Source organism: Domibacillus sp. 8LH, from assembly GCF_038806185.1.
Taxonomy (GTDB): domain Bacteria; phylum Bacillota; class Bacilli; order Bacillales; family Domibacillaceae; genus Domibacillus; species Domibacillus indicus_A.
Genome location: NZ_JAVJNG010000038.1, coordinates 1 through 25,298 on the forward strand (window position 1 = coordinate 1; position 25,298 = coordinate 25,298).

General features: G+C 39.7%; 24 protein-coding genes and 1 pseudogene. 17 read left to right on the forward strand and 8 right to left on the reverse strand.

What is annotated here, in order from left to right:
• Positions 1-264: 264 nt before the first annotated feature.
• The gene (locus tag RG959_RS22355) at positions 265-555 is read right to left on the reverse strand and encodes a hypothetical protein (RefSeq protein WP_342799022.1); all 291 of its coding nucleotides are present in this window, start codon (positions 553-555) and stop codon (positions 265-267) included.
• A gap of 585 nt (positions 556-1,140) precedes the next feature.
• Here RG959_RS22355 and RG959_RS22360 point away from each other — a divergent pair.
• On the forward strand, positions 1,141-1,452 hold the full coding sequence (locus tag RG959_RS22360) for an IDEAL domain-containing protein (RefSeq protein WP_342799023.1): 312 nt from the start codon (positions 1,141-1,143) through the stop codon (positions 1,450-1,452).
• A gap of 467 nt (positions 1,453-1,919) precedes the next feature.
• On the opposite strand, the gene RG959_RS25245 is transcribed toward RG959_RS22360, so the two are convergent.
• The 3 genes from RG959_RS25245 to RG959_RS22370 form a co-directional block, all read right to left on the reverse strand.
• Positions 1,920-2,093: an aspartyl-phosphate phosphatase Spo0E family protein gene (locus RG959_RS25245; RefSeq protein ID WP_369335197.1), complete on the reverse strand. Its 174-nt coding sequence runs from the start codon at positions 2,091-2,093 to the stop codon at positions 1,920-1,922.
• Positions 2,065-2,775, reverse strand: a complete 711-nt coding sequence (locus tag RG959_RS22365; protein ID WP_342799024.1) for a transposase — start codon at positions 2,773-2,775, stop codon at positions 2,065-2,067. The genes RG959_RS25245 and RG959_RS22365 overlap by 29 nt, the downstream gene beginning before the upstream one ends.
• A gap of 83 nt (positions 2,776-2,858) precedes the next feature.
• On the reverse strand, positions 2,859-3,413 hold the full coding sequence (locus RG959_RS22370) for a hypothetical protein (protein WP_342799025.1): 555 nt from the start codon (positions 3,411-3,413) through the stop codon (positions 2,859-2,861).
• A 419-nt stretch (positions 3,414-3,832) separates the two neighbouring features.
• Between RG959_RS22370 and RG959_RS22375 the strand changes: the two genes are divergently transcribed.
• Positions 3,833-4,138 carry a YunC family protein gene (locus RG959_RS22375; RefSeq protein WP_342799026.1) on the forward strand — a complete coding sequence of 102 codons (306 nt, stop codon included), beginning with the start codon at positions 3,833-3,835 and terminating at the stop codon, positions 4,136-4,138.
• 81 nt (positions 4,139-4,219) lie between these two features.
• On the opposite strand, the gene RG959_RS22380 is transcribed toward RG959_RS22375, so the two are convergent.
• Complete coding sequence (locus RG959_RS22380) at positions 4,220-4,573, reverse strand: DUF2752 domain-containing protein (RefSeq protein WP_342799027.1); 354 nt, start codon at positions 4,571-4,573, stop codon at positions 4,220-4,222.
• A 25-nt stretch (positions 4,574-4,598) separates the two neighbouring features.
• Positions 4,599-4,940, reverse strand: coding sequence for a DUF4234 domain-containing protein (locus RG959_RS22385; RefSeq protein ID WP_342799028.1), 342 nt, complete (start codon positions 4,938-4,940; stop codon positions 4,599-4,601).
• A gap of 692 nt (positions 4,941-5,632) precedes the next feature.
• Between RG959_RS22385 and RG959_RS22390 the strand changes: the two genes are divergently transcribed.
• Positions 5,633-6,442, forward strand: a complete 810-nt coding sequence (locus tag RG959_RS22390; protein WP_342799029.1) for a TrmB family transcriptional regulator — start codon at positions 5,633-5,635, stop codon at positions 6,440-6,442.
• A gap of 98 nt (positions 6,443-6,540) precedes the next feature.
• Positions 6,541-7,932, forward strand: a complete 1,392-nt coding sequence (locus tag RG959_RS22395; protein ID WP_342799043.1) for an MFS transporter — start codon at positions 6,541-6,543, stop codon at positions 7,930-7,932.
• Positions 7,933-8,200: 268 nt separating this feature from the next.
• On the opposite strand, the gene RG959_RS22400 is transcribed toward RG959_RS22395, so the two are convergent.
• Complete coding sequence (locus tag RG959_RS22400; protein WP_342799030.1) at positions 8,201-9,052, reverse strand: DegV family protein; 852 nt, start codon at positions 9,050-9,052, stop codon at positions 8,201-8,203.
• 124 nt (positions 9,053-9,176) lie between these two features.
• Here RG959_RS22400 and ganQ point away from each other — a divergent pair.
• From ganQ to RG959_RS22425, 5 genes and pseudogenes are all read left to right on the forward strand, one after another.
• Positions 9,177-9,607 (forward strand): annotated as a pseudogene (gene ganQ, locus RG959_RS22405) (galactooligosaccharide ABC transporter permease GanQ); the annotation flags it as partial.
• A gap of 36 nt (positions 9,608-9,643) precedes the next feature.
• The gene (locus RG959_RS22410) at positions 9,644-11,710 is read left to right on the forward strand and encodes a beta-galactosidase GanA (RefSeq protein WP_342799031.1); all 2,067 of its coding nucleotides are present in this window, start codon (positions 9,644-9,646) and stop codon (positions 11,708-11,710) included.
• Positions 11,711-12,020: 310 nt separating this feature from the next.
• Positions 12,021-13,226, forward strand: a complete 1,206-nt coding sequence (gene tnpB / locus RG959_RS22415; protein ID WP_342799032.1) for an IS200/IS605 family element RNA-guided endonuclease TnpB — start codon at positions 12,021-12,023, stop codon at positions 13,224-13,226.
• A gap of 657 nt (positions 13,227-13,883) precedes the next feature.
• Positions 13,884-14,201, forward strand: coding sequence for an IDEAL domain-containing protein (locus RG959_RS22420; RefSeq protein WP_342799033.1), 318 nt, complete (start codon positions 13,884-13,886; stop codon positions 14,199-14,201).
• Positions 14,202-14,841: 640 nt separating this feature from the next.
• Positions 14,842-15,279, forward strand: coding sequence for an MFS transporter (locus tag RG959_RS22425; RefSeq protein ID WP_483298917.1), 438 nt, complete (start codon positions 14,842-14,844; stop codon positions 15,277-15,279).
• Positions 15,280-15,321: 42 nt separating this feature from the next.
• On the opposite strand, the gene RG959_RS22430 is transcribed toward RG959_RS22425, so the two are convergent.
• Positions 15,322-16,044, reverse strand: coding sequence for a type 1 glutamine amidotransferase (locus tag RG959_RS22430; RefSeq protein WP_342799034.1), 723 nt, complete (start codon positions 16,042-16,044; stop codon positions 15,322-15,324).
• 344 nt (positions 16,045-16,388) lie between these two features.
• On the opposite strand from RG959_RS22430, the gene RG959_RS22435 reads away from it, so the two are divergent.
• The 8 genes from RG959_RS22435 (at position 16,389) to RG959_RS22470 (ending at position 24,779) form a co-directional block, all read left to right on the forward strand.
• Positions 16,389-17,522, forward strand: a complete 1,134-nt coding sequence (locus tag RG959_RS22435) for an ABC transporter ATP-binding protein (RefSeq protein WP_342799035.1) — start codon at positions 16,389-16,391, stop codon at positions 17,520-17,522.
• A 424-nt stretch (positions 17,523-17,946) separates the two neighbouring features.
• Entirely contained in the window at positions 17,947-18,948 is a 1,002-nt protein-coding gene (locus RG959_RS22440; protein ID WP_342799036.1) for an SIS domain-containing protein, read from the forward strand.
• 49 nt (positions 18,949-18,997) lie between these two features.
• Positions 18,998-20,287, forward strand: coding sequence for an ABC transporter substrate-binding protein (locus RG959_RS22445; protein ID WP_342799037.1), 1,290 nt, complete (start codon positions 18,998-19,000; stop codon positions 20,285-20,287).
• A gap of 75 nt (positions 20,288-20,362) precedes the next feature.
• Positions 20,363-21,241 carry a carbohydrate ABC transporter permease gene (locus tag RG959_RS22450; protein ID WP_342799038.1) on the forward strand — a complete coding sequence of 293 codons (879 nt, stop codon included), beginning with the start codon at positions 20,363-20,365 and terminating at the stop codon, positions 21,239-21,241.
• Positions 21,242-21,243: 2 nt separating this feature from the next.
• A complete protein-coding gene (locus RG959_RS22455; protein ID WP_342799039.1) occupies positions 21,244-22,146 on the forward strand; it encodes a carbohydrate ABC transporter permease in 903 nt (300 codons plus the stop codon).
• Positions 22,147-22,191: 45 nt separating this feature from the next.
• Complete coding sequence (locus tag RG959_RS22460; protein WP_342799040.1) at positions 22,192-23,019, forward strand: PfkB family carbohydrate kinase; 828 nt, start codon at positions 22,192-22,194, stop codon at positions 23,017-23,019.
• Positions 23,020-23,042: 23 nt separating this feature from the next.
• Complete coding sequence (locus RG959_RS22465; protein ID WP_342799041.1) at positions 23,043-23,873, forward strand: TIM barrel protein; 831 nt, start codon at positions 23,043-23,045, stop codon at positions 23,871-23,873.
• A gap of 174 nt (positions 23,874-24,047) precedes the next feature.
• Positions 24,048-24,779, forward strand: a complete 732-nt coding sequence (locus RG959_RS22470) for a UTRA domain-containing protein (protein WP_342799042.1) — start codon at positions 24,048-24,050, stop codon at positions 24,777-24,779.
• Positions 24,780-25,298 lie beyond the last annotated feature (519 nt).

Here is a 25,298-nt window from a genome sequence, read left to right on the forward strand (position 1 = left end):
GTTTAAAACGACTGATTAAATGACAGTTTGCAAGAAAAGGGATTCGCCATTTACACAAAATTATTGACGGTCCCAAAAGGACTACTAATACAATAATAAAAAAGGACAATAAATACTATAAAATAATACATGTTTATAGCTTATTTTTTTATGTTGTATTTAATTGCTTCCAGGGTGTCATACAGATACTCCAATATTCTTTCTTCTGATTGAGCAGTTTTTAGAAAAAAGAGCTCTAACGTCGTTTTGTTAAAAAATTCTATATCATAAAAGAGAAGGGGATTTTACGTACATAATGCCCATCATTTGGATCTCCCATAGAGCAAGGCGCTCCTCCGCAAAAGAATACTCTACGTTAAATAGCTCGGCAGCTTTATTGACGGCCAGCCGTTTATCAAAAGGTAGATCCAATTTTTCAAGCATAAAAGTCGGCATACAGAGGTGAAGGGCGGACTTACCGTCCCTGTTCAATAAAGAAAACCTTAGCTTTTCCGGCGGCTGGTGCTGGGAAGAGCGGCCATACTGGGGGAAGGTTACCGAAGTGTCCGGCATCATTCCGCTAAGCGTCCAAATCGATTTCGACGATCTCCGGATATGTCATTCCACGCTCAATTTGATCGTATTTCTCTTGTGTGAGGATGCCTTCCGAATCTTTCTCAGAAGTTTCAGTTGGTTCCTCAACGCTTTGGGTAGATGAAGTATCTATATCCTCTTTCGGCTGATCACAGGCGGTAAGAGACAAGGTGAAAAATAACAGAGTAAAAGAAAGTTTAAGATGTATTTGTTTGTGAAACGTCCTTTCATCGAGATGTAATAACCTATTTTTTACAGTTGTTTATACATTACCCATACAGAAGTAAAAAAAACAAAATGAGGAAAGTACCTTGGAGAACGGATGCTTAGTTACTTAATAGTTCATCCAAAAGCTACATGTAGAGGTGTATGCATCAGCAAATTTTAAACATATGTTAGGCTGCTATCTCATACATTGGTTTGAAAATTTAGAGATCGTCGAATGTGGAGTGAAAATCGTAACGGAATAAACCTTGCCAGAATAGGTGCTCGAAGAAGAAATTCCCGTCAAGCCAGAAGAGCCGCAATTCTCCGGTCAGGTGAAACTTTTCTAAAGGGGTGGCAGAGTTGCGATTTTTAAAGGGGGATTGGGTCATTGCTGATGTCAATGGAGGATACAGCAAAACAGTCGGTTATGTAACAAAAGTGGGTTATTGGGGTGAATACATTCAGATTATGCAAGTAATCCGGCTCACAAACAATCGATGGGAATGGATTAAGCCAAAGGTGAGTTCCTATATGTCGGTCCAACTAGTATCAGCCGTTGAATTATTTGATCAATATCAAGACAAAACAACGCTTATTGACTTAGCACTTCAGACAAAAGACAAGAAGTGGTTTGAAGAATTGACGGAAGGATTTAAAAATATCATACCGTAGAGCAGTAGTTGTGCAACAGTGGACACCAAAAGAAGTATAGGCTTATTGCGCTGAAAAGTTTGGTTCAAAGTGTCCAACATATGTAAAGAAGGCAGAGGAAGAAGATGCTCTTCGTTTTTCTAAAAACCGTGAGAGAAATAGAAATGATCTTTGTCTGACAAGGCCGAATAAACAACAATACGAACGGTATCTGAAACAGGGTTTAACCGAAGAAAATATTATTAACCGATATCCTCAGCTTCCATCTGGCTGGCTACAGGAAGCAAAGAAACGATGGGGATTTGCATAAAAAAATCCCGGGGTACGCCCGGGTTTAGAGTTAGCATAGTGAACTGAGGTGCCTGCTTGGAGTAGGCATTAATAAAGTGTATTTTATCCCAAGAAAAAATATGCGTGATAGAAATTGAAAACAAAAAAGCAGCCAGGTGTGAGTGACCGGCCAAAGAAACTTCAATATGTATGATTAGTCAGCTATTTTGAAACTGAAACTGAATAATTAATTTATCTAATTCCTGGCTATAAGCCAAGACTTCTTTACTGTGAACCTCTCCACCTAAATCAAAGATTTTGATGGAGCATCCCTTATCTTGAATACAGTACAGCATCAGCGGATTAAGCTTCCTGCGGAAGCCCGAGTGCATGATGGAGACTAATGAACGAAGACAAGGTCTGAGATGTCCTTATTGCCAGCTCAGGAACTTTTGCCTGAAGTGACAACCATTTCGTTTCCGAAATGGATTTTTGAAAAGCTCGAATGAAATAACGGGCTCCGATATTATAAGAAGCGGACAAATCCGAATGATAGACTTTGCCTGTTGAAAATGTGGCAAGGTCTTTTTTCGAGTTTCGTTCCACTTTTCCAGAGCCGTCGAACGCCAGGGCGCTGGTGTTTCGCGGATTGATCCGGGAAATGCGCATGCCCAGGCAGTGCGCCATTTCTTCTACTTTGTTCTGGATACCTATTTTTCGCCATCCGTGAAGCTTGAAACGAAGTTTCCTGGCTCCATAAAACCCCTTCGGGATTTTCATCCTGCCCAGGTATTCGAATACGATGACGTCACAGCCATGCTTTGACGCGAATTTAACAATTTCATGGCTGGTGTAGCAGACAATATGCTGCTGGTACCCATTGATCTGCCGCCAAAAGTTTGGCGCAGGAATGCGGCCGCTTGCCCGCTGGGCTTTCCTCAATTTGTTCGTTAACGTCTGCAGACGGTCTTTTTCTTTAGGTTGGTCAATAAACGTCCTGCCTAAGACAGTGCCTGTTGCATCAATAACGGAACAAACCGCAGAATTCGTCAGTCCAAGGTCTACCGCACACACTTTTTGTTCTTGAATAGGCGTTTTAGTTAAAGTAACTTTATTTTCATAGCTGATGGAAAGGAAGAATTTCTTTCCCCGCTTAATCAGCTTAGGGTTATGTTCTTTCCATTCCCAGACACCGCGTTTGTAGTGGTCCTGCCCTTTAAATTCGATATCCAGTCATTCTGATGGAATACCTTAATTTGTGCAGTCGTATCGGATGTTCTATTGAACATGTTTTTGCGATAAAAAACGGGGAACTCTTTATGCTTCACTTGCAGGCGCGGAGGCTGTTTCTTAAATCTTTTTCCTTCGGAAAGAGCGTACTTTTGCTCTTTTTCCCAATTTTGATAGTTAGAGCGGAAGCTCTTTACCTTGCCAAAAGCAGAAGCAATAGCACTTCTGCGCAAGTAGGATGGAAACTTGTAAAAACGTTCGTTAAACTCTTTGTATTTCGGGAGAGGGTTTGATTTGGTTGCGTGAATCAATTTTTCCACTGCCGGCACAATCGACTTTGTTGTCAGGCGTTCGGTATCATCAAATTCTTTATCAATGACCTCAATCACGTAAGCCAAAGCGTCATTGTAAATATCCAGCGTACCATTGAAGATTTCCGTCTGGTTTGTAATTTTGTGCAGCAGCGACTTCGCAACTTTCATGACCAAACCCTCCTTTCCATTTTTTAATCCTTATGATAGGTTGATCGTATCAAAATGGAAATCAATTGTAAAACGAAAAGAGAATCAGTATGAGTGATTATAAGCAAGAAGTAGCAATCGGTGTAATGAAAAAATATGTAGAAGAACAAGGAGAATAAAGACCTTAGCGCCTAACCCCCACTAAATCGGAGATTTTGAAGGGGAATGCGGCGCTAATTTTTTGTTCAATATGAATGTACCAGTTGTAGGTTTTATATACTACTCTAATCCATAAATGTTGGATTAACGGTGAGCCGGCAAGCTAGAAAAATTCTAATAAATAGGGCGTTCGAAAACTGGATAACTTGATATTAGGCAAAACCACTGCACATTTTCCTTTCCTATCTATACCTTATAGGGAGGAAGGAGTGTTGGAATGTATGATAAACATGTATCCAGTAGTTATTGAAGGAAAACAGTTTACCGCCGTAACGATTAACTTTCCGAAAACGTATTTCTCCGCTGTAACAAATGAAAAAGGCTATATTATGTGCGGAGCTTTAGATGTGGAAATACTGAATAAGAAAAAAGAGAGAGGCATTATTGCAGGCCGTGCATTAGGTGTAACCACAATTGAACAATTGTTGGAAGCACCGTTGGAATCGGTCACTGATGAAGCGAAAAAGCTCGGCATTGCGGCAGGGATGAGAGGGAAAGATGCACTGCTCCTGATGGCTGAGGATTAATGTTGCACATGAATAAAATCATGACTAAAACAAGATAAGAGCACAAGAAAAGGACACAGTTTACCGTGTCCTTTTTCTGCTTTACAGCGATACAGGTGCCATAAAAGCGCCTGTTTCTGTGTTTCGTATGATTCCAAATAAAAGTGCCAGAATGGCTGCGCTGATCATTAAGCGTTCAGCCCATACTCGATTCCCCTTATAAGACCAGTATATATAAAGTCCAAAGAAAGGGATTAGGACATAAACGAGCATATTATAGCGGAAAGATTGATACAGATTCCCATCAATCAGGGCTAAAGATGCTCTTGTAACACCGCAGCCGGGGCAGTAAAAGCCTGTTACTTCCCGGAACAAACAAGGAATATGCAGACCCCATTTTGGAGAAAGAACTTTAAGGTAAATAAGGGCTGCTATGAGAAATGCAGCCCCTATCAAAAGCTTTCTTTCCCACGCTTTTCTATTAGCCCACGAGCTTATTAATCTCTGCCTGAGCGATTGCCATGGATATAATCCCAAATCCAAACACCCCTAAAATGACAAATAGAACGCCTTGATCCGAAGAAGAAACGCCTTTCGTTTCTTGTGCTGTTCGTAAAGCCCGGCCGATTTTATAGTACCAGTATAACGTATAAAGTCCACACGTAATCAGCCCTAAAAGAATGGCCATTCCTCCAGATAAAGAGTAATCGCGGCTGAGTTCACGAAGATCCTCTGACAATGTGTACTGCCAGTACAAAGTGTACAGGCCGCATGTAATTAAGCTAAGAATGATTGCAATTGCAACGCTGCGTTGCTTTACCATGATGACACGTCCTCTTTCAGCAATTTTATAGCAAGTTCATTCCTGCCAAGCAGGTAAGGGTGAACGACTATACCTCAAACTCATGTCCTTCAATCTTTTCTGTTCGAAAGAATATGTACAAAATAAAAAAGCAAACTGGGATAAAAAGATTGATTCAACAGACCTAATCTATAATAAATGAAATAAAACTATAAGTAAAAGGGAATTTTGAAAAGAAAAGTATTAGATAGGAAAAAATTGAATTTGGGTGCTCTATAAACTTCTTTTCCTCCAGATTAAGCCGATTCGTCCTCTTTAAAATTCAGTAGTTCATTCGATAAATACCGCTATTTAAAGGGGGATAAAAAGTAAAAAAAGAAGCATAAAGCTTTACTTTAGACTTTTAAACTATAATTTCTTTTAAGGTTAAGCTGTATATTTTCGTCATTACAGCAATTAGCAAAACAGGTGCTGTATTAAAGAGGACAAGCGAATAGGGAGGTTGCTAAGAAATGCTTCTCTTCTTATTTAAAATCTTAATACAAACGACTTTTGCTTCTATTTTTTACAGGTTTACATTTCGATTGAGGGTTAGCCATTAAAAATATTAAAGAAAAATCAAATAGGTATAAATGAGTAATAACGCCATTGACACTCATATAAAGAATACATATAGTAATTATTATAATAACTACTAATTAAGGGAGAAGCTAATGGAGGAAATCTACAAAGAATTGCAAAAACTAGGCTTTTCCCAATACGAATGTAAAGCCTATATTAATTTGTTGAAAAATTCACCTGTAACAGGATACGAGGTCAGCAAGCGATCTGGTGTGCCTCGTTCTATGATTTATGAGGTTTTAGGCAAGTTGTTGGATAAAGGGGCTATTTATACTGTTCCTTCAGAGCCGGTGAAGTATGTGCCTCTTCCGGCGAAAGAATTAATCCACCGGTTGCGGAAAAGCTTTGATGAGTCTTTCGATTTTCTAGAAAAGAATCTGCTAACGTTAGAAAATGAACAAGAAACAGATGTAATTTGGCGTGTAAATAGTGACGAGAAAGTGATGACTGAAATCATAGAAATGGTTGATGAGGCACAAGAAGAAGTCTGGTTATCCATTTGGAACCCTCAAGCTGCAGCTGTTAAGAAAGTGATAGAGAAAAAAGTTAGTGAGAAAATCAAGGTATTTTCAATGCTTTTTTCAGAACCAAACACGAAACTAGGTATCACGTACCATCATGATTTTATGGCTCATGATATATCAGAAAAACGGATGGGCGGACACTTAACAATTGTTGTCCGGGATAAGGAAGAAGTATTAATTGCCAATTTCTCTCCGGATACAGCTGCTTGGGCAGTTAAAACAAAAGACCCCGCCTTGGTTTTAGTGGCAACCGAATACATCAGACACGATATTGCATTTGGGGAGCTCACAAAAGAAGTAGGGATTGATAAAGTACAATCTTTTTGGAGAAATGACCCAGATCTGTACTACGTAGTTACAGGAAAACGGTTCGAATAGTGAGCCGTCTTTTCTTTGCTTTTTTAAATAGGCGTTAGGATTATAACACCTAAAATGAATGCGGAAAAGAATTAAAGAGGAAGGGACTGAAAAGAGTGATGACCCATACTATATCAATTCTTGTACAAAACCAGCCGGGAGTTTTGGCGCAGTTATCGGAGTTGTTTAGAAGCCATGGTTATAATATTGAGAAGATTAAAGCGGGGAAGAGTAAGAAAACAAGCCTCACTAAAATTAAAATTGCTGCTACGGGAAGCGATGAGTCATTCGAATCTCTTGCTGTACAATTAGGAGACATATCACATGTAGTAGATGTAGATATATCTAGACAACGTCATTACTCTTTTTGGTTAGTAGCCTATTGCTTGTGTATTACGTTACTTGGCACTAATCTTCCCGCCCCTCTTTATGCGGTATACCGATCAGAATGGCAAATGTCTTCAGGAATTATTACTTTTTTGTATGCACTCTATGCGCTCATTGTAATTCCAACTATTATTATTGTTGCGCAGTTCTCTAAACAGTGGGGAAGAAAAAATGTATTATTTGCAGGTGTCATCTTTTCTATTTTAGGTTCTGTTGGTTTTGCCTTATCAAGTGGTGTAAGTGGATTACTTATCGCCCGTTGCTTCCAAGGACTATCAGTTGGAATTCTAAATGGGATCGCCGTTACGTATATGACAGATTTTCATCCTAAACACGACAAGGTAAAAAGTGCATTTGTTGCTGCTATTGCCGGAACCTTAGGAAATGCGGTAGGGCCGCTTGTTTCTGGTTTCCTTGGAGATTATTCACCCTATCCTATGCAATTTTCTTACGTTGTCCATGTTTTACTTGCTGTTGCAGGGCTTTTGGGCCTAAATTTTATGTTGGATAGCAAAACTGCTGCAGAACGTGTAACCGTCCTTCAAATACCAGTCATTTCAAAGTCTTTAAGAAGGCCTTTCTTGCTGGCAGCTTCTGCCTCTTTTCTCTCCTGGGGCGTTATGAGTTTAATGCTGTCGGTTATACCGACCTACCTTAATCTGTTCTCCAACCAGCCTAGTCTTAGTTTTTCAGGGACCATGGTGGCTTTAGTTCTAGGTTTGTCAACTATTCATCAAGTAATATTGAGAAAACAGCCTGTATTTCGTTTAATCGTAATAGGTTATGTTCTTTTAATTCTCGGATTGCTGTGTTTATTTCTCACCTTATGGTCAAAATCCTTATTATTGCTCGTTTTAACGACTATTTTTATCGGATTGGGGAATGGACCGAGTTATGCAGGCAGTTTAGCTTACCTTAATCAAATTTCCACAGACGAAAATCGAGCAAATATGACTTCTTCTTTTTTCGTAATGACATATTTAGGAATCAGTATTCCAGTCATAACGCTTGGTTACGTTGGACAATGGCTGGGTCTTACTCATGCCATTCAGGGGTACTCTTGTATTATGATTGCTTTAATTGTTGTCAGTCTTTTCGCCTGGTTGTGCAAAAAAGAAGAGTAAATCTAGATGTTGAAAAATAGGGAGTGCAATTAAAGTGCTTATAAACCCTAAATAGCTGAATTTAGGGTTTGCCTTTCATTCGAATGAAAGAAACAAAATTTATACACCGAATAAAATATAAAAGAACCTTGAGTTTGCTAAAGGTTCTTTTATATTTTATTTAATCTGTTTATAAACCAAAGCTATACAGGAGCTCTTTTCTTTTTGTTTGTTTCTTTCTTTTTTGTTCGCCTGAAAATCGCTGAGCAGGTGTAGAATCTTAGGGAAGTTATATTTCTAATCCGGCAATTCCAAAGGCACCAGGACCGCCATGAGTGGAAATAACAGCGCCAGCTTCAATCCATGTTACATGGTTAAACCCCGCTTCTTCAGCCATTTCATCTATCCGTTTTTTTATGCCGTCATCAAGCCCGCTTGAATACAGAAAATAGAGCTGCCCTTTATCGAGATTATATTTATTTAAATAATCGTGCATCATTTTTTCCGTGACCCGGTTCATACTGCCACGGTATTTTTTAGTGGATATAAGCTTGCCGTCTACTAGTTCAATGAGCGGCTTGATTTTCAATAACGATCCACTAAGGTAAGCGGCATTTGAGACACGGCCGCCAGCTCTTAAAAAATCAAGGCTGCCGGGAATAAAAGCAAGACGTGATTTAGGAACCTGTGATTCAATTTTTTTGATCAATTCAGAAGGAGTGATAGAAGGTTCCGCTTCTAGAAGAGTAACCGCATACATAACAATCGCCATAAGGCCGCCTGACACATTTAAGGCATCAATCAAAAAAATATCGTCAAACTCCTCGGCTGCGATAACCGCATTTTGAAAAGAAGAAGAGGCACGTGATGTGTAACCGATATGAATGATGATGCAGCCAGGAAAATCTGATTTAATCTTTGTGAAAAATTCGTGATATTCATTGGAATTGGTGGAGGTCGTAGAAGGTATTTTTTTCGTACGTTCATAATAGCCATAAATATCTCGAACAGGTATGAAACCATCCAGATAATCCTGTCCGTCCATGATGACATGCATGGGTACGACTTGAACATCGTGCTTTTGAGCTAAATGAACGGGTAAATCGGCTCCGCTTTCGGTAGAAAAAATAATTCTTCTCATCGTATCTCTCCTTTTCTGTTCTATAGCCGCTTTTGTATGTTTATTCTATTTTCCAACTATATCATATCGTGAAAGTATGAGATGATTAATGAAAAATGTATGAGATTTTAAATGTTTTTTTAAGATAAACAGTCACTGGCTGTTCATTTTGCTGTATATTGGCGGCTTGACCCCTGTGAATACGTATTTAATGAAAGGCTACATGGATTCTATTCCAATGGATTTAGATGAAAGTACCCGGATCGCCGGAGCAGGAAATACAAGGATTTTTTTGCAAATTATTGTGCCCTTGTCAAAACCAATGGTAGCCGTGGCAGCCATGAATGGATTTGCAGGCACGCTTGGTGACTTTATTTGATCTTCTACTATTCTCAGAACGCTGGAATCCTATACGCTGCCAATGGGCTTGTACAATCTACTCAATAAGGTCATGGGCGCAAGCTATGCGACATTTGCGGCTGGAGCGATTTTAATCAGTATTCCAATTGCTCTTATCTTGTCATGCTGCAGAAAAACTTTGTTTCTGGCTTAACAGCAGGCGGAACAAAAGGCTAATAAAAAATGATTAAATAATGTGACGAGGAGAAGTGTATGTCAAAATTTAAAAAAACATATGCAACTAAAGCAAAGTTTATGCTCCATGGCGGTGACTACAATCCTGATCAGTGGCTGGACCGGCCAGATATATTGATTGATGATATTAAGTTGATGCAGCTTTCCAAAACGAATACTTTTTCTCTTGGTATTTTTGCCTGGAGCACCTTGGAGCCGGAAGAAGAAGTCTATCACTTTGAATGGCTTGATGAAGTGATTGATAATATCTACCGAATGGGGGGCCGGGTTATACTGGCTACACCAAGCGGAGCCCGCCCTGCCTGGATGTCACAAAAGTATCCGGAAGTTTTGCGGGTCAATGCATCAAGGGTAAAACAGCTGCATGGAGGCCGTCACAATCACTGTTTTACATCGGAGATATACCGCGAAAAAACGCAGAAAATGAATCGTTTGCTGGCCGAAAGATATGGCGATCACCCGGCTTTATTAATGTGGCATATTTCAAATGAATACGGCGGAGAATGCCATTGTGAAAGCTGCCAGAATGCTTTTAGAAACTGGCTGAAGGGAAAATATCATCATGATATTAAATTGTTAAATGATGCATGGTGGGGTCCATTTTGGAGTCACACATTTAATGACTGGTCCCAAATCGAATCACCATCACCGATTGGGGAAAATGCTGTTCATGGCTTGAATTTAGACTGGCGCCGGTTTGTGACCGATCAAACCATTTCTTTTTTTGAAAATGAAATCGTTCCGCTAAAAGAGCTGACACCTGACATTCCAATTACGACGAATTTCATGGTAGATACACATGATTTAATTCCTTTCCAGGGCCTTGACTACAGCAAGTTTGCCAAACATCTTGATGTCATTAGCTGGGACGCTTATCCTGCCTGGCATAATGATTGGGAAAGCACAGCCGATTTGGCAATGAAAGTCGGCTTTATTAATGATTTGTACAGAAGTTTAAAACAACAGCCTTTTTTATTGATGGAATCGACACCAAGTGCTGTAAACTGGCACCGTGTCAATAAAGCAAAACGCCCAAGCATGCACTTGCTTTCCTCTATGCAGATGATCGCGCACGGATCGGACAGCATCTTATATTTTCAATGGCGAAAATCAAGAGGATCATCAGAGAAATTTCATGGGGCCGTTGTAGATCATGACAACAGTACCGACAATCGTGTTTTCCAGGAAGTCACCAAAGTAGGTGAAACCTTGCAGCAGCTTTCCCGCGTGGTTGGAACAAACCGTTCAGCTGATGTAGCTATTTTTTATGACTGGGATAACCACTGGGCGCTTGAAGATGCACAAGGTTTCGGTCTGGAAACAAAACGTTATCTACAGACGCTGCATCAGCATTACCGGCCGTTTTGGAAGCAGGACATCCCGGTAGATGTTATTACAAAAGAGCAGGATTTTCCCTCATATAAATTGCTAATCGTACCGATGCTGTATTTAGTCAGCGAGCAGACCATTTCTCGGCTGAAAGCTTTTGTAGCAGGGGGTGGTATGTTAGTTATGACGTACATCAGCGGAATCGTCAACGAGTACGATTTAACGTATATGGGCGGCTGGCACCAGGATTTGCAAGAGATATTTGGGATGAAGCCGGTTGAAACTGATACGCTGTATCCGACTGACAGAAATTATGTGAATTATCAAAACCAAGTATATGAGTTGAAAGATTATGCCACGGTGATCGAAAATCAGTTTGCTCAGACAGAAGGGTTGTATCAAGAAGATTTTTACGCCCATACACCGGCTGTAACGAGTCATTGGTATAAACAAGGAAAAACGTATTACATTGGTGCCCGCTTACATGATGATTTCCATAGAGATTTTTATCAGACATTGATCAGTGAACTGTCTCTTGCACCCGCTTTTGCCGTTCAGCATGAAGAAGGTGTATCGGTACAGGTTCGCCAGTCTGAAGAAAAAGACTTTATTTTTATTATGAATTTTACAGAAGAAGAACAGCAGATAACACTTGAAACAACAGTAAAAGATATAGCGACTGAAAAAGAGCTGGCAGGGGAAATATCACTGGCAAAATATGAAGTGAAAATAGTAGAGAAAATAAAAGTTCATTAAGATTGGAAGCATCCACTTTATGCCGCAAAACTGCTACAGTGGACGTATTTTCGCATTTTTAGAAGTTGAAAAGCGCATTGTCTTGCAAGCGATTACTTGATAGAAATACAGCTTTGAGAGATACTAATCATAGGTGTGAAAGAAAGAGACGTAAACTTTCATTTTTATCATCTTCGGCGAGAACACTCCCACTTCAAGCTTGCTAAGTGGGGGATGAATCGCTGCTCTTTCAGTCATTCTTTTTCCTTGAACGCTCTATTACTAAAATGGTATAATTAGGTATAGAACAAATGTTCAGGGGATGAGGAAAATGATAAAAACCAAAAAAGATGAAAAAAAGAACCTTCATTTTAAAGCCTTTCGGTTTAAAATCCATCCAAGTGACGAGCAAAAACAACTGATTAACCAAACGATCGGCTGCTGCCGGTTTGTCTACAATTATATATTAAATGAAAACATCAAGAGTTTCGAAAAAACAAAAAAACGGTATACAGAGACAGCCGCTAAAAAGCTCCTCCCTGGGCTAAAAGAAACGTTCAAATGGTTGTCTGGTTCTGACAGTATTGCTCTTCAGGCAAGCATCGAATATCAGTACGAAGGATTCAAAAAATATAAGAAACAGCCGAAAAAAGAATTAAAAAAACGAGCCGCTAAAAAATGTGCAGAAGGCTATACGCCAACGGCGTATGACTTTAAGGGCCATCCGACATTTAAAAGCAAGAAAAAACCGGTCCAAAGCTACACAACCAAAATGACAAATAACAATATTAAAATCGTGGACAATCGCGTTCAGCTGCCGAAACTCGGCTGGATTCGTTTTTCAAAGTCCCGAAACATGGAAGGTGACATTAAGCGTGTCACCGTGCGCCGAAGCAGTACCGGCCGGTATTCTATTTCGGTCATTTGCGAGATGCCTTATTCCCCGTACAAACCAAGCACCAACGATACCGTTGGCATTGATCTGGGATTAAAAGAGTTTGCTGTACTCTCAAACGGCCAATTCATCGCCAACCCGAAATACTACCAAAAATATGAAAAACGGTTAGCGTTTCTTCAGCGTGCGTTTGCACGAAAAAAAGAAGGTTCGAAATCGTGGGAAAAAAATAAAGTCCAGATTGCTAAACTGCACGAAAAAATCAAACACACAAGAGAAGATTTTCTTCACAAGCTGACGACCAGGCTCGTTCATGAAAACCAAGTGATCGCGGTGGAAAATTTGTCAGTGAAGAATCTCGTCCAAAGTAAAAAGCGAAGCAAAGGGATTCACGATGCGTCATGGTCGAGGTTCAACGAAATGCTCGCCTACAAAGCGAAGTGGTACGGACGGACGATTATAAAAGTCGATCCGTTCTTCCCATCAAGCCAGCTCTGTTCCGGGTGTGGCCACCAGCATAAGGATGTAAAAAATCTCGCTGTCCGGGTGTGGGAGTGTCCGTCCTGCGGTGTGCGTCACGACCGAGATCTGAATGCGAGCCTGAATATTAAAAAAGAAGCCCTTCGGCTTCTTTCCCTTTAGTCTAGTTAAGCTTGGTCATAAAACCGTTGGAATACGGGGTTAGCCTGATTACTGGGGGTCGAAGATCCTCTTGCCCAGGAATCCCCCACTTCAACCGTCAGGTAAGTGGGCGGTAGTTCAATTATGCTGTATATACTTGTTACGACATTTACTTTAAGCGGGCTACAACCAACAAGCGGCTTGCTGCTAGGGTGGCAGAATCCCGTGCAGCTGCAGGCTCTTTGAGTAAAAGTAGAATTGAACGAGCCGTTACAGGATTAGAAGCCAGATTATACAATCTATCTTGTTTTTGCAGGGCGGGAATGCATACAACTCGAATATATACGTATAAGCCCAAACAAGCGAAAAAGAATATTAAGTGGACATGGCTTTACAAACTGGAATAACCCTATAGTGAGTAATATTCCTATTTCAGGACGGAGCAGTTACAATCAGCAAAGAGTAACTTATCACTCTTTGACAATGAATAACTGAAAGAGAGAAAAAAGACAGCGTGGATACAGCCATGCTGTCTTTTATATAAATCAATGATTAAAATCTGTATAAAAAGTAAATCATAATAAAAAAGTTGATTAGGCGCTCCCTGGTTCATTATGGATGAATAAATATGAATTTTTCAGAAGTAATAATAAGAAAATAAAACAGAGGAGTAAGAAAATGAAAAATAAATCACGATTTCAAGTTGGCCAATGGGTGGAAGGAGAAACGTGGGACAAACAAAAAATTTATGGTTATGTAGTAAAGGTAGGAAAACCAGCAGATATCACAAAAGTATATATTGTCGATTCAGCCAATATAGAATTACGCGGAAGAATGATTCATGTTTTGTCCAAATCACTTCAAAAAGTTCCCGAGCAAACAACAGCTGAAGCGGCAATTGAACAGCTCATTGACCTAGCCCTTTTAACAAAGGACCAAGGCTGGTTTGAGCATTTGTCAAAGCAGCTTTGTGAGTTGAGAGTACAATATTCATAGCTGTATCTATTTTCCTTTATATTGAAAAACCAATTTCAAACGGAGAAGCGGTGTATACAGCCAGCGAAAAGGAGCTCACAGTGAAAATAATTATAATCAGATTTAAGCAGCATCCACTTTGCACATTAAAATGGCTGAAGTGGATGCTTTTATAATGTTAAAAAGACGAGGGAATAACAGGGTTTATAAATTATGTTTAAAGCATTTCTCTTTTAGTTATGAAAAGTGGTTTAAGATAAATTGTTTAAATTGAAGTACAGCAGGCGATAAATATCTTCCTTCCACCCAGGCAATGCCAATGTTCCGCTCACAGCGCGGCTGTGATAGGGGTATCCGTACGATTTGGCTTTAATCGGGCCAAGGCGGCAGAACCGAAACACCCAGTCCAGTGGAGACAAGCCCGCTACCGTGTCCGCTTCTCCCCCTTCAAAAGTGATCCTTGGCGGAATGCCTGCTTCTTTGCACGATTGTTTAAAACGTGCAATTGACCGGTTGAGGTAGGCTGGGAAATGGAGAGTGCCTTCGCCCCTGTGTTACATGCTGCGTACACGCAAGTGTTTGAAAATATTGCAATCGCTACCATTCCATTTAGGACACCACTTTTATAATTCTCTTTCTTATTTATGAGTGCATTAAAATTATGATTTTAATGATTGGCATGTTTAGCTCTGTATGGAATGGAAAGCTGGCAGACCGTCACGGCAGGCAAATAATCCTGCTATTGAATCTGTCCCTGGCATCCTGTGGTGTCCTTTTAACGTTAGATCCTCATTTGCTTAGTAAAATATTCGGCCTAGGACTATTCACGTTTGGCTTTTTTGGCGGTCATTCGATTGCAAGCAGCTGGGTGGGGCAGCGTGCTTTAAGAAATAAAGCACAAGCTTCTTCACTATATTTGTTTCTGTACTACATGGGATCAAGTATGGGAGGCACGGCTGGCGGCATGTTTTGGACCTCTTTTGGATGGGGAGGACTTGTCACCATGATTATGGGCTTTTTACTCCTTGCCTTCATCCTGTTAGCATACCTTTCAAAAATGGCTGTTAAGTCGAAGCAGGTCGCAGAATATAAAATATAAGTTGAAAAAGCATCCTGCGACTGGCAGGATGCTTTTTTTGAATTAAGAAGAAAGAGATAAAGCTTCGCTTTGCACGCTTGCTTCAATATTGCGCAGCATGGAAAACAAAAACTTTTGGGAAGCCCGGCAGTTTTGCCAGGAAGACAGCATAGCTTGAGGGGATTGAATAAATGGGCCTTCTTTCAAAGAAGGATGCAGGTGTTTCGCAATATATTGTACGCTCTCAGGCGTGAATTCTGGGTGAAATTGAAGGCCAAGCACCCGGTTGTTTACAGAAAACATCTGCCTTGTGCATGCCAGGCTGCCAGCTAAGAGAACCGCTTTGTCCGGCAGTTCAAATGTGTCTTGATGAAATTGAAAGAAAAACTCAGGGATCACAACATCTCTCAAAAATGGATGCTTCCGGGCATGGGGATGAAAAGCGACCGGCCACCAGCCTGCTTCACTATATGTGTGCTGCCGTACTTCTGCGCCAAGTGCTGAGGCGATAAGCTGGGCTCCCAGGCAAATGCCAAGCACATGTTTCCCGCTGTCAATGACGTTTTTCAGCCATTGTTTTTCTGTTTTAAGCCATAGATACTTGTTTTCTTCACAAACAGACATGGTGCCGCCGAGCAAAATCACCAAATCAAATTCAGAAGGGTCGGGGAGGTGTTCTCCTTTATGCAGCTGTGTAGATGTAACCAGCTGATCGGTTTCTTCAAGCCATTGGTGTATTGATCCTAGTCCAAGCAAATCCATATGTTCGATAATGTGTACTCTCACAGCCCTCACCCCTTTTATATTTCTTTTTATTATAAGAATTTCAGGTGGAAAGAGGAAAGAAAGGGTTAGATTTTCTCACAGGATTCTTAAAAATAATTTTAAAACGAGATAGTCAGAAAGGAACTAACTGAAAGAAACTTGAATTGGCTTATTGCAATACCATTTTTACTGCATAATGATCTTCAGGAGCATATGTAACAAAAGCAGATTCTCTTTTTGGTTATATCGACCAAAAACTGGCAACGTGCACAAAAAATAAAACCGAAATTTCGTCACTTTGTTACATAACATATTTTCTGAAAATTTAATAAAATGAAACTCATCAAAATTGAGGAGGTAATATTTTGGCAGAACTTAAACTAAATCACATTTATAAAGTGTATGATGGCGACGTTACAGCAGTAAAAGATTTTAACTTAAGCATTAAAGATAAGGAATTTATTATTTTTGTGGGGCCCTCAGGATGTGGGAAATCTACAACACTGCGTATGATTGCTGGACTTGAAGACATTTCAAAAGGTGATTTTTTTATGGATAACAAAAGAGTAAATGACGTGGCACCAAAAGATCGCGATATTGCTATGGTATTTCAAAATTATGCACTATATCCGCATATGACAATATACGATAACATGTCATTTGGTCTTAAGCTTCGCAAAACACCGAAAGCAGAAATCAAACGGCGTGTGGAGGAAGCTGCACGCATTCTTGGTCTTGAACCGTATTTAAATCGAAAGCCTAAAGCTCTATCTGGAGGTCAAAGACAGCGTGTGGCGCTTGGACGCGCAATCGTTCGCGATGCAAAAGTATTTTTGATGGATGAGCCGTTATCAAACCTAGATGCTAAACTTCGAGTTCAAATGCGGGCTGAAATTTCTAAGCTTCATCAAAAATTGCAGACAACCACAATTTATGTTACTCACGACCAAACAGAAGCAATGACAATGGCAACCCGTTTAGTTGTAATGAAGGATGGGGTTATTCAGCAGGTTGGAACGCCGAAAGAAGTCTATGATCATCCAAACAATGTTTTTGTCGCAGGATTCATTGGATCGCCTGCCATGAACTTCTTTAAAGGAAAACTTGAGAAAGACTTTTTTGTGGTGGGTAATGTTCAAATTAAGCTGCCTGATGAGAAGTCAAAACGCTTAAAAGCGCTAGGCTACGCTAATAAAGACATCATACTCGGTATACGACCAGAAAGCATCTATACCAACCTCGATAAATCTCCCGCTGGCTCCGTTGTCGATGTGAAAATTGAAGTGGCAGAATTACTGGGTGCAGAAACACTTGTATACTCATCTATAGGAGGAACCAATTTTGTTGCAAGATTAGGTGCAGACATAGCAGTAAGGGCTGGTGGAATTATGCCGTTAGTGCTTGATATGGAAAAAGTGTATTTTTTCGATTCTAATAGCGAGGAGTGTATAGATTTAAAAACAGCTCATACACCTAACTTACTGGCAGAATCAATTTAAAAGGGAAAGGAGAGAGACACTTAATGAAAAGGCAGCGTTTCGGACTATGTACAGGCAGCCAGCTGGCTTATGGTAGTTTCTTCAGTTAGAAATAAAGCAAAATAATACTCAATTCAGGCAGAGAGAACACGGTTAGATTATATAATAAATAATTTTTAGAAAATTTAAATAAATAGTAGACAAATTAATTATTCTCTTTTACTATAAAGGAGAAGTTACTGGTTTAAAGATTTGAATTATCGTTTTGTAGGAGGTGCTTGAAAAAGTTTAATAGAAGGGTTTCTTGCCGTATAATAAAGTTCCTTAAGTTATACTCAAAATTATGACGTCATATGATGTATACAAATTGTTTTATTTTTTTAATCTAAATTATGACGTCGTATGATGTCCTAAAAATATCACATGCTCTAGGGGGAGTAGATCAATGCCAATTAACGTACCGAATTTAAATGAAAATGTAAAAACCATATTAAATGGATTGGAAAACCGTAATATTACTGATGTGTTTTTTGTAGCATGCGGTGGATCGCTTGCTGTTATGTATGCGAATAAATACTATCTTGATCGTTATTCTAGAGCTTTGAGAGCCAATTGCTATAATTCTGATGAATTTGTTTACCGCAATCCTGTTGCTTTATCAGAACATTCTTTAGTGGTCTTATGCTCGCAAACCGGTACAACGAAGGAAACAGTAAGAGCAGCTGCTTTTGCTAAGAGTAAAGGGGCAATTACGGTAGGAATGACAGTCGATAAATTCTCTCCACTTGCCAAAGAGGTTGATTATATTCTTGAATACGAAGCATCCTATACGACTGGCATTCCTATTGATGCTGTAAAGAGTAATTATTCTGTGATGTACCAGTTAGATGCAGGTCTTGTAAAGCTTTTTGATGGTGTAGACCGGGTGTCTAAAACCGTTGAAAGTTTAATGAATCTTCAAATGGTGATTGATAAAGCTCAAGAGCAATACGACGAAATGGGAACCAATTTTGCCCATGCATTCAAAGATGAAAAAGTGATTTATACCATCTCAAGCGGCTTAAGTTATGGATCAGCTTACTCTTATGCTATTTGTGTACTGATGGAGATGCAGTGGATTCATTCTCAAGCAATTCATGCCGGTGAATTTTTCCACGGGCCATTTGAAGTGTTAGATGAAAGCGTACCATTTATTCTCTTAAAAGGAATTGACGAAACAAGACCTATAGAAGACAGAGCTCATGACTTTTTATCAAAATACGGCGGCAAATTGATGGTTTTAGACGCCAATGAGATTGATTTTTCAGGAATCGATGAAGAGATGCGGGCATATGTAACACCGCTGGTTTTCTTTGAGGTTCTATGGAAGTTTTCTTATAAACTGGCGGATCTCAGAAATCATCCAATGCTTGAAGGAAGAAGATATATGAAAAAGTTTGCTTACTAAGCATCGGTTTAAACAGCTTGTATAACAGAGCAAGGGGGATGAGTGGTCAATGAAAAAAGTTTTAGCTAGTTTGGTATCCATCTTGATGATAATCAGTATGTTGGCAGGGTGCTCCGCAGGCAGTTCTTCTGGAAACGGCTCAGGGCAAGAAGATGGCATTACATTAACCTTGCTGCATCGGTGGCCTAATGAACCCTTTAAAGGATACTTTGATGCTGCTATTGAAGAATTCAAAAAAGAAAATCCAGAAGTTAATTTTAATGTAATAAGTGTTCTGAACGAGGACTATAAACAAAAAATTAACGTTCAATTAAGCAGTGATACACCACCAGATATTTTCTTTACGTGGGCAGGTGAATATGGAGACAAATTCATCCGTGACGGAAAAGCCCTGGATATTACAAAATACATGCAAGAAGATGGGGAATGGAAAGAGACAATTATTCCTTCTGCTTTAAAACCATTTACTTCAGAGGAGAAAATTTACGGCGCACCTGTGCTGATGGACGTTCGAATGATGGCCTACAATAAAGACATTTTTAAAGAACTGAATCTGACTCCGCCTAAGACATGGGATGAATTTATCAAAGTGTTAAAAGCGATCAAGAAAACTGAAACGACTCCTCTTGGCTTAGGAAACAAAGCCCCATGGAACGGCGGTTTGTACGTTACAAGTTTAAATCAGCGGATGGTAGCGCCGGAAGTATTAGCAGCTGACAATAACCGGGCTACTGGAGAGTTTACAGACCCAGGGTATGTGGAAGCGCTTAAAAAATTGCAAGAACTAGTTCCTTATATGAATGAGGATCCAAATGCATTAAGCCGCGAAGAAGAAAGAAGTTTATTTGTAAATGGTCAAATTGCGATTATGCCATTGCATACGATTGAATTCCCTTACGTTAAAGATGCTCCGTTTGAATGGGGAACGTTTAATTTCCCAACGATTGAAGGCGGCAAGGGGAAAGAAGCAGTGGTAACAGGAGCTCCTGAAGGATTTATGGTTTCATCCGAAACGAAACATCCAGAAATGGCAGCTAAGTTTCTAAAGTTTTTAACGTCTAAAGAAATGGCGGAGAAGTGGGTAGAGACAACAGACGTAATCAGTACAACAAAAGGAGCAGTCAATGAGAACAACTCTTCTCCAATTATGTTGGATGTAACAAAAGAGGTAGAAGAATCAGACGAGATGGTAATCTGGCTTGATACAGCTCTCGAAGGAAAAGTGTTCCAGCCTTACTTGTCTGGTATTCAGGAATTGCTGAATGAAGAAAAAACGCCAAAAGAAGTTATGAAAGAAGTACAAAGCGCCGCCAAGGAAGTCCGAGAAGCAGCAAAATAATAGAAATAAAAGGTGCAGCGGTCCGCGGCATGCTGCTGCACCTTTAATATCATAAAAGGGAGGTATAAGGTAAAAATGAAGACAAATCCGGCAGTCCCTTACTTGTTTGTGACCCCTGGTCTTCTGATTGTCTGCTTGTTTATTTACTATCCTGTAATCGATAATCTTCAATCCAGTTTTTATAGCTGGAATTCCTTTTCACCGAACCGAGAGTTTCTGGGGATTGCTAACTATACAAGAATCTTTGAGGATACAGTTTTTCAAACTGCATTAAAAAACAATTTAATTCACGCCTGTATTTCTCTGATCATTCAAGTGTTTGGAGGATTGGTTATTGCCGCTGTTTTAGAAGATACGATTTTCAGAAAAGTGGCTCCGCTTCTTCGTACCGTGTATTTTATTCCAGTTCTAATTTCTATCACGGTTATAGGCCTGCTCTTTTCATTTATTTATAATCCGCAAATAGGGCTGTTAAATAAGTTTTTAGAAGTGATTGGCTTGGGCGAATTGGCAACAGGGTGGCTCGGAAACAGTGATACCGCTTTTTATGCCGTGGTTGCGATGGGCCAATGGATTGGAACGGGATATATTGCTATGTTATATATTGTGGCTATGCAAAAAATTCCTGGTGAATTATATGAAGCAGCAAAAATGGATGGGGCAAATAAAATCCAAATCTTTTTCAATGTAACCGTTCCACAGGTTAAGGAAATGACTTTTGTAGCCGTTATTTTCACGCTGAGTCAGTCTATGCTGACTTTTGCCGACGTGTATGTTTTAACACAGGGAGGCCCCGGAAATTCTTCGCAAGTCTTAAGCACATATCTTTATGATAAAGCTTTTGTGGATAATGAAATGGGCTATGCTTCAACGATTGCAAACGTCATTTTTGCGATTTCGATTATCTTTTATATCACTCAATCCAAAATCCTTAAAACTGGCAAAGGAGATTGAAGATGGCTAATAAACTGGTTCAATATAATGTCGTCGGAAAAAAAGAAACGGTCAGAAGCCTTACGAAAAGCGGCAAAAAAAGCTGGCTTTCCTGGTCAGGTATTGCCATTACTTCAGCTCTGTTGCTGCTTTACTTTTTAGCGGTAGCGTACCCTTTATTTTGGATGGTCATTAATTCGTTTAAAGAAACAAACGAGATCTTCCGCAGCAGCTGGGCGCTCCCTTCAAAATGGATGGTTTCCAATTATCAAGAAGCATGGGCTACAGGTGTATCAAAATTCTTTTTAAACAGTGTATTCGTAACCGTTATGACTGTTCTATTTACTGTTATTCTCAGTGCACTTTGTGCATTCGGTCTAGCAAGGTTTGAATTCAAAGGAAAGCTGATTATCTTAGGGCTTTTGACTGCTGGTTTAATGTTTCCTCCACAGGTAAGCTTAATCCCGCTCTATAAATTAGTTCAGCTGATGGGGATTTATGATACACATTGGGCATTGATCATTCCTTATGTTGCGTTTAGAATTTCGCTGATCATGCTTCTTATTCGATCTTTCTTTCTTCAAATTCCGAAAGAGCTGGAAGAAGCGGCTTATTTAGAAGGGTGCTCCATATTTGGCGTATTTTTTAGAATTTATCTACCACTGAGCAAACCTATTTTGGTTACTTCGATGCTTTTGACAGCGTATTGGGCATGGAACGAATTTTTATTTGCCAACTTGTTTATTGACAGTGATGCACAAAAAACGATTACAGCAGGACTGCTGGCATTCCGTGATGCACTTTATACAAACTGGGGTGTTTTAATGGCTGGACTGGTTATTTCTTCTCTTCCGCTGATTATTTTATTCTTGTTTATCCAAAAATCTTTTGTTCGTGGGCTCGCAGACGGCGGTGTGAAAGGATAATCCGGCTTACAGATTGGACAGTTTACAAGACAAGGAGATTCTATTATGAAGATATTAGGTATTGGTGATGGAGTAGTTGACTACTATCAAGATCAGGGACTGTATTATCCCGGGGGAAGTGTCGTAAATGTAGCAGTTTTTGCTAAACAAAATGGAGCTGAACAAGCTGGCTACATGGGGATTTTAGGAACAGATCAAGAAGGGGACCATATTCTTCATTCTTTAGAAAAAGAAAAGGTAAGTACTGAACGGGTCAGACGGGTACATGGCGTGACCGGAGAAGCCGTTGTTACATTGGATGAAGAAGGGGACCGAGTATTTGTCGGTACAAATAAAGACAAGAGAGTTCAATCGCTGGTTTCTCTTCGCCTGAATCAAGATGACTTAAGCTATATTGATCAGTACGATTTAGTTCATGCTACGATCAGTATCAATCATGGCATTGAAGAAGAACTGCCCAAAATAAGCAGCAAAATGATTTCTTTTGATTTTTCTACAAAGGAATACTGGACAGAAGAATACGTGAAAAAGGTTTCTCCTTATTTGGATTTTGCTTTTTTTTCAGGCAGTGATTTAACAGTTGATGAAATTCACCAGCTGATTCAACAAGTCCATGAGTTAGGCGTGAAAGTGGTCGGCGTCACAAGAGGAGCACAGCCGGTCATTTTTTCAGAAGACGGAATGATTTTTACTCAATCGCCCCTTGAAGTTGAAGCAGTCGATACGATGGGAGCTGGGGATTCATTCATCGCTTCCTTTTTAATGTCCTATACTCAATCAAAAGACATGGGGGCGGCCCTTCGAACAGCGTCCGAGTTTGCTTCAAAAGTATGCGGGCACTATGGTGCTTTCGGATACGGAGCAAAAAAATAATAAAGGGAAGAGGGAACGGAGAAATGAATTTTGCGAACATGAACCTGACCTACCAGCGGTATCCCATTGATTATTTTTTAGACTCTACCGTTCAGCTTGACCTGAAGGCAATTGAACTTTGGGGAGGGGAGCCACACTTACATGTAGAAAAGGTAACGGCTTCAGAAGTTCAGTCCCTTTTTAAAAAAATCAAATCAAGAAATTTAGAAATCATATGCTTTACGCCGGAGCAGTGCAGCTACCCGGTCAACTTAGCGGCTCCAGACAATGAAACACGAAAAAGCAGCATCCGCTACTTTGAAAAAAGTTTAGCTATTATAGATTCCCTGGAGTGTCCATATCTTCTGATTTCAGCTGGATACGGTTTTTTTAACGAACCTGAAGAAAATGCTTGGAAAAGAGCCCAAGATTCTATTTATCAGATCGCCCAATTAGCGGAAAAGAAAGGAATCACTTTGCTTTTAGAACCCTTTTTTTATCCTTATTCAAATGTAGTCATCAATGCAAGAACAGCAAAACGAATGCTGGCGGAAATAAAAAACCCCTTTTTAAAGGCGATGATCGATATACCGTGCATGATAGTTGCTGGTGATACGATTGAAGATTATAACACCTTATTTGCGGATGATTTGGTACATATTCATTTTGTTGATGGACAATGGAACAATTCTTCCCACCTTGTTTTAGGAGAAGGGGAATTTCCTTTAGATTCATTGAAAGAAAGCTTGGAGAATATAGGGTATAATGGGTATTTAACCTTGGAATTCTTCGGAAACCAATATAATGCGGATCCTGAAAAATGCGTGCAGGCCAGTTTGGACTATGCAAGGAAAAAGTGGGGCAGTGTAAATTGATGGACAGGAATTTAGGAAGTCTTTATGATTAAATTGAAAGGGGTTGCTCATGATGCGGATTTCTAATCGTGCTGTTAAAATGCTTATTTCAAGTAGGAATGATAACACTACTGTATCATCTAGAAGATTAAAGAGAGCTAACCCCAAAGGCTCTTTGACAGTTGAGGTTGTAATATGAAAACTAAAGTTAAAAGATATGCAAAACCACTATATGTTCAATTAAAAGAAACAATCAAAAAAAATATTGAGAGTGAACAATACGCTATAGGAAGCCAGCTGCCGACAGAAGCAGAATTGTGTGAACTGCATGGGGTTAGCCGTATTACGATACGAAGAGCGATTGCAGAGCTGGAAGAAGAAGGTATTGTTCAAAAGCAGCACGGTATCGGAACTTTTGTAAAATCTGCTGGGAAAATTAAACGGGAGCTTGTCTCAGTGGGCGGGTTTTCAGAGTTCCTGGTCCAGTCAGGTAAACAGCCTAAAACGAAAATTCTTTCGACTGCCGTGGTGACGATTGCAGATGTAAATATTGATTCCTTGCATGTAGAGCTGGAAGAACCGATACTAGAAATTAATAGACTGCACTTGATTGATGATGAACCTATTCATTTAGAAAGCAGTTATTACTCATTAAAAAAGTTTCCTGATTTAGATAAGCATCTGGAAGAATCAAGCTCTATTTATAGCATTATTAAAAACAGATATAAGGTTGACTTAGTGAAAAATCAAAAAACACTAAATGTCATTAATCCGACCATGGAACAAGCCGCCTTACTGAAAAGTTCCCCAGACCATTCATTTTATGAAATTGAGAAAGTAGCATTTGATCAAGACGATGTTCCGATTCATTTTGCTAAATCCTATCTGCCGACACATAAAGTTACATTTACCATTACAACTGAATGACCAATCTGGAGTATAAGTATTTAGCTAAACATACAATGGACCGGTTACCTGCCGCATTTTTATAACTGCCGCTTTGTCCCGGACGAAACGGTTGAATGATTTTACTTATACTATATAAAGTTAATTAAATACATTGTCTCTGATCAGATCATCAACTATTCTCCCCGCCTGCTGAACTGCATAAAGTGCCGTGAACTATTTAAGGTTTCGGTTGAAATTTTTAAACAAACAATTAATACTTCCTTGTCAAATCAGATGTACCCCAGCTTCTCTCTAATAGAGTCGTATTCATCTTGTCTGTTGAAAGGCATGTTTTGAACTACCGCCCACTTACCTGACGGTTGAAGTGGGGGATTCCTGGGCAAGAGGATATTCGACCCCCAGTAATCAGGCTAACCCCGTATTCCAACGGTTTTATGACCAAGCTTAACTAGACTAAAGTGAAAGAAGCCGAAGGGCTTCTTTTTTAATATTCAGGCTCGCATTCAGATCTCGGTCGTGACGCACACCGCAGGACGG